Below are 5,114 nucleotides of genomic sequence, written 5' to 3' on the forward strand. Positions count from 1 at the left end.
TTCCAGAAGGGCGAATACACCCCGGTTTAAAGCCTTTGCACACGGATGATTTTTGACGATTTCTACAACATCGCTGCTTATGATATAAGCTTCCCCATTTGATGTTACATGGTCTTTAATCGGATCCATCTTTCTAATGTCTGTAACATCACAAATGACATATGCTTCTGCATTTTTCAATATTGCAATGTCATCATCATCTGTAAACTCTCCAATATCAAGGTTTCCGATGGTTGAATTTACGAAATTTATAGGGTCAAAAGTGATGTTTACAACATATCTGCGTGTTTCCATAATGTTTTTCAGGGTTTGGGTGCCGACAAATAATCTGCATCCCAGTTTGTCTTTGCCTTTGCATACGATTCCTATTGGCGCTGCATTTTTTACACCGTCCCTGCTCATGGTAGTGTAAATCCCTTCATATTTCTGTCCTTCCTCAATTCCGATATCCGTCAAATCAATATCCATTTCATCACCCCTATTAATTACATCTTCAATATAATGTCTATTCATCAACCTAATTAAAAATTATTGTCAAAACATTACATTAGTTCCAGCCATTATCTGCATTCTGATTACATTCTGTATATTCTCTAAGCTCCAGAAAGCTTAAGATTATCTTCAATGACTGCCAATGTAATTTCCTTTATTCACCGCGATTATTACCATAATATTTATTGAAGTGGAAATAATAATGCTTTTTTGAACTATGTGTAGACAGGAAGCTATAAAACACATATTAAAGCTAATTGTCATTTAAATTGTCAGTTTATCAAATTAGAAAATTTTGGATGAAATCCAACTAGGCTTCCAATTCGACATCATAGATTGTTTTTACATTAACAAGTTAATGGTCAACAATATGTAGTAACTTGCTAGGAAAAAATAAGAGATAGCAAGCACCATATTTTCAACTGCCATATTTCAAGTTCTCCTAATTTAATAAGGAGTGTTCTTATTATAATGCTCTTTTCCATTCATAAAAACACCATGTTTTTAGTAAAATTATATCAGTGTTTTAGGAATAATTATTTTAACGTAAAACTATATATAATTTGTTAATTTTAAAAATAAATATTTAAATGACCCCATAATATGTTTTTAGGATAAAATATTGACTTAATTATGTAATAACCAATATAGAAATGTTTATATATTCTAATAATTATAATATCATACAACATCAAATGATGTTGGACTGCATATTGCAGACCTATGTTTTTAGTATTTGGATAGGGATGTGTCAAAATTTGTTTACCAAATTTATCCTTATTCATTTAAAAAATTCTACTTTTTATATTCTCCAATAACTGAATTTAATTATCGGAATCATATAGCTTTTACTTATGAATTCAAATCAACGAATTTTATTAAACGAACAATCTTTAAAACTTTGTTTTTACCTAAAACATTCAAAATACAGTTAGAAATCTATCAACGAACATATTTATAGGTAACTGTAATTGAAGATATTAAACCCATAAACTAATACTATTTTACACAGATTAGATAATAACATTTTAAACTACCATAACAAATCCCATAATAATCGAAATTACACATGAATATTTTGATTGTTGATTCCAAAAACAGCCAAATAAATAATCAATCATGAAAGTAAACGAATATAGTTATAAAAAATAGTGCAATCAAGTACGCAAATGTACATGAAAAAAATAAAAAAGGTTGTAGGTAGTGTTTTTACCTACTTAATTATTCCAAGTTTTTTGGCAGTTTTTTCGTCAACTTTTCCTGTTACTTTAAGGACCTTGTCGTTTTGGAACTCTTTTACAGCCATTTCGGTATAATCCCAATAGATGCCGTCAACCTTCAGGTAACGGCCATTGTATTCAAGATAGTATCCATGGTTTTTCAAAGCACGTTGGATTTTTTTGACGATTGCTGAGTTTTTGCTTCCTTTGGAAACTGTTTTCCACACAGACTTGACCTTAATGGTTACTTTTTTACTTGTTTCCTTTATAGGTTACAGTTGCCTTGAATTTGCCTGCTTTGTTGAGCTTGGTAATCTTGAAGGTAGCTTTGCCTTTGCTGTTTGTTGTGGCCTTATAGGTCTTGCCATTGACTTTCAAGTATACTGTTGCTTTTTTAATTGGTTTATTGATATTGTTTTTCAAGACAATTGAATATTTTTTGGTTTTAGTGGTTGTCTTGAATGTTTTTGCTTTAGCAGTTATTTTAGGAGTTGCCTTTTTGACAGTAACTTTAACATCTTTGGTTGATTTGTCATGTGTACTGTTGCCGTTGAATGTTATTTTAGCAGTGTATGCTTTAGGAGCAAGACCTTTGGTTGAAACAGTAATCTGACCTTTTTTATCAGTAGTGTATGTTTTAGCACCGTTCAAGTCAACAGTTATACTAGCCCCACTGATTGGCTTGCCGTCGGCATCCTTTAAAGTGACAATGAGATTTTTGTCAACGTTATAAACTGTTGTGACTGCAGAAGATTCAATTTCAGTAGATACTTTGCTGACAGTTCATTAACAGTGGTTGAATTTTTAGCATATATTTCATCATCACCCACCTCAACGGTAATGACTGCAGTACCTTCACCTACAGCAGTAACAATACCATTTTTATCTACAGTAGCAACAGAGTTATTGCTGGATGTATATGTAATATCGAGCATTATTGTGTCAGGATGTTTGGTGGCATTAATTGCAGATGTTTCACCAACTTTTAAATCCAAAGTATTGTTATCTACAGTGACGCTGGCATTATCCAAGCTGACATTTATAATGATAGTCTTGTTTTCAGCAGCTGCATACTTATCATCACCTGCAAAGGAAACAGTGATAATTGCTTGACCTTTACCTTGAGCAATAACATTGCCTTCAAAATCAAAATCAACAACATCATAATCACTGGATGTGAAAGTGACATTGCCTGCACCAGCAGGAGTCAAATTAGCAACAATAACAATCTCATCACCAACAAACAAGTCTAATGGAGTAGTATCAACTGTGATTTCAGTAGGGATTTTACTTACTGTCACAGTAACGTTGGTTGTGTTGACAGCATAAGTCACATCATTTCCAACAGTTAATGTAATAGTGGTTGTGCCTTCACCTACAGCAGTGACAATACCGTAATCTGTAACGGTAGCAACAGACTCATTACTGGAAACATATTCAACATTCAGGAAACTAGGAACTGCTGTTGCATTAAGATCATACCTTTCATCAACTTTAAGCTCCAAAGTATCATTTTCAACACTGACACTGGCATCATTTAATGAAACATTTACACGGATTGTTCTATTTAAGGCCGCTGCATACTTATCATTACCTGCAAATGAAACGGTAACAGTAGCATTACCTTTACTGCGAGCTAAAATCTTACCATCGGCCACAAAAACAATATTTTCATCACTGGAAATGAATGTCAAATTGCCTGCATCGGCAGGAGTCAGATTCGCCAAACCGTCAACAATTTCATTAACTTTCAAATAAAGAGTTGTATTTGTTAATGTAATTTCAGTAGGTATTTTACTTACACTAACAGTTATTTCAGTAGTATTTTCTGCGTAAACTCCGTCGCCGCCAACTTTAACAAGAATATGTCCAGTACCCTCCCTCAAAGCGGTGACATTGCCATTTCCATCAACAGTGTAAACACCTGAATCATCCGGAACGAAAGTAACCTTCAAACCAGCAGGAGTTGTAGTAGCAACAACAGTGAAATTATCATCGACAAATAAATTCAAAGTAGAGTTATTTACGCTGAAGCTTGCATCATTTAAATTAACGGTAACATTGATAGTTTTATTTTTAGCGGTTGTATAATTTTCATTTCCTGCAAATGAAACTGTGATTGTGGCATTACCTTTAGCAAGAGCTTTAATTTTGCCATCTTTAACTATAACAACTGTTTCATTACTTGATTTGTAGGTTAAGTTGCCTGCACCTGAAGGAGTCAATGTAGCTCCCGAAAGAACTTCATCAAGCACTTTTATAAGGAAGGGATGTCGTTAAGGCAAGTTTGCGACTGGTGTCGTTTGCTCTGGACGTATAGGGAATCACTGAATTACGAACTTTTGGAATCATGGATAACGAAGAAAGTGTAGTTGCCGGCAGCCAAACCTGAAATTGGAATAGTATAATTGTTTATAACAGTAACATCTGTTCCATTGATACTGGCAGTAATTTTTGTAGCTCCTTCAGTTTTTACAGTAACATTTTTGCTTTCACCATAATCCAAAGTAATATCTTCCAATGTTATTTTTGAATCAACTTTATTTATTGTAATTGTTCCATTGTTGACAGTTACATTATCCAATCCAATATATGATGCATTGACAGAATAAACTTTATAATCAGCAAATGGATACATTGCCCACCATGTTCCATTACCACCATAGGTTGCATTGATTTTGTTGCCGTCTGATAAGATAAATAGTAATTTACCATCCCAAGTAATATTTTGTGGGATGTTGGTTTTTGCAGTGATATTCACAATCTTGTTGTTGGTTGTAAGTGAAGTTACATTCACATAATACTTGCCGGCAGGTATTATTACTGTTATTGATCTGCTGACCGGTTGGAATGCAGCATATTCAGTATCAAAAATAGCATAATAAGAACCGACAGGCAAATCTGGAATCCATCCTTCGCCGCTTAAACAGCTGTAATTGCCAACCCATTCATTATTAGAGTATACGCTTATTGAGATATTTCCATTAGTTACTGGTATGCTGCTGATGTTTGTTCTCAAATCAAATGATAATTTCTCACCAGAACCATAAAAAGTTGTGAAATTATCAACATTCAAAGTAGGTGGAAGAATATGTGTATTAAAAGTTGTATCTGAACCTGTTTTGAAAATACAGGTATCAGCAGTACCATCCCACTGAATATTACTTAAAATAGCTCCTCCATAACTAGCAGAATTATCAGTAAAATTACAATTTGTCACAGTACATGTACTACTAAACCTAATTGCACCTCCTTGTGATGCAGAGTTGTTAGTAAAATTACAATTTTCAACACTACCATAAAGCATCCAGACAGCACCCCCATCACTAGAAGCAGTATTGTCAGTAAAATTACAATTTTCAACACTACCATAAAGCATCCAGACAGCACCCCCATCACTAG

5 protein-coding genes are annotated in these 5,114 nt (G+C 33.7%); all 5 read right to left on the reverse strand.

The window, feature by feature from the left end; translation table 11 throughout:
• Positions 1 to 513: DUF447 domain-containing protein (locus tag QZ143_RS09810; RefSeq protein WP_292883746.1), on the reverse strand; the 513-nt coding region annotated here is incomplete at its 3' end.
• Between the two features lie 1,192 nt (positions 514 to 1,705).
• Positions 1,706 to 1,939: a peptidoglycan-binding domain-containing protein gene (locus tag QZ143_RS09815; RefSeq protein ID WP_292883749.1), complete on the reverse strand. Its 234-nt coding sequence runs from the start codon at positions 1,937 to 1,939 to the stop codon at positions 1,706 to 1,708.
• A 25-nt stretch (positions 1,940 to 1,964) separates the two neighbouring features.
• Positions 1,965 to 2,363: a hypothetical protein gene (locus tag QZ143_RS09820; protein WP_292883752.1), complete on the reverse strand. Its 399-nt coding sequence runs from the start codon at positions 2,361 to 2,363 to the stop codon at positions 1,965 to 1,967.
• Positions 2,364 to 2,410: 47 nt separating this feature from the next.
• Entirely contained in the window at positions 2,411 to 3,967 is a 1,557-nt protein-coding gene (locus tag QZ143_RS09825; protein ID WP_292883754.1) for an Ig-like domain-containing protein, read from the reverse strand.
• 77 nt (positions 3,968 to 4,044) lie between these two features.
• Positions 4,045 to 5,114: hypothetical protein (locus tag QZ143_RS09830; RefSeq protein ID WP_292883757.1), on the reverse strand; the 1,070-nt coding region annotated here is incomplete at its 5' end.

Source organism: Methanobrevibacter sp. UBA188, assembly GCF_905234905.1.
GTDB lineage: Archaea > Methanobacteriota > Methanobacteria > Methanobacteriales > Methanobacteriaceae > Methanocatella.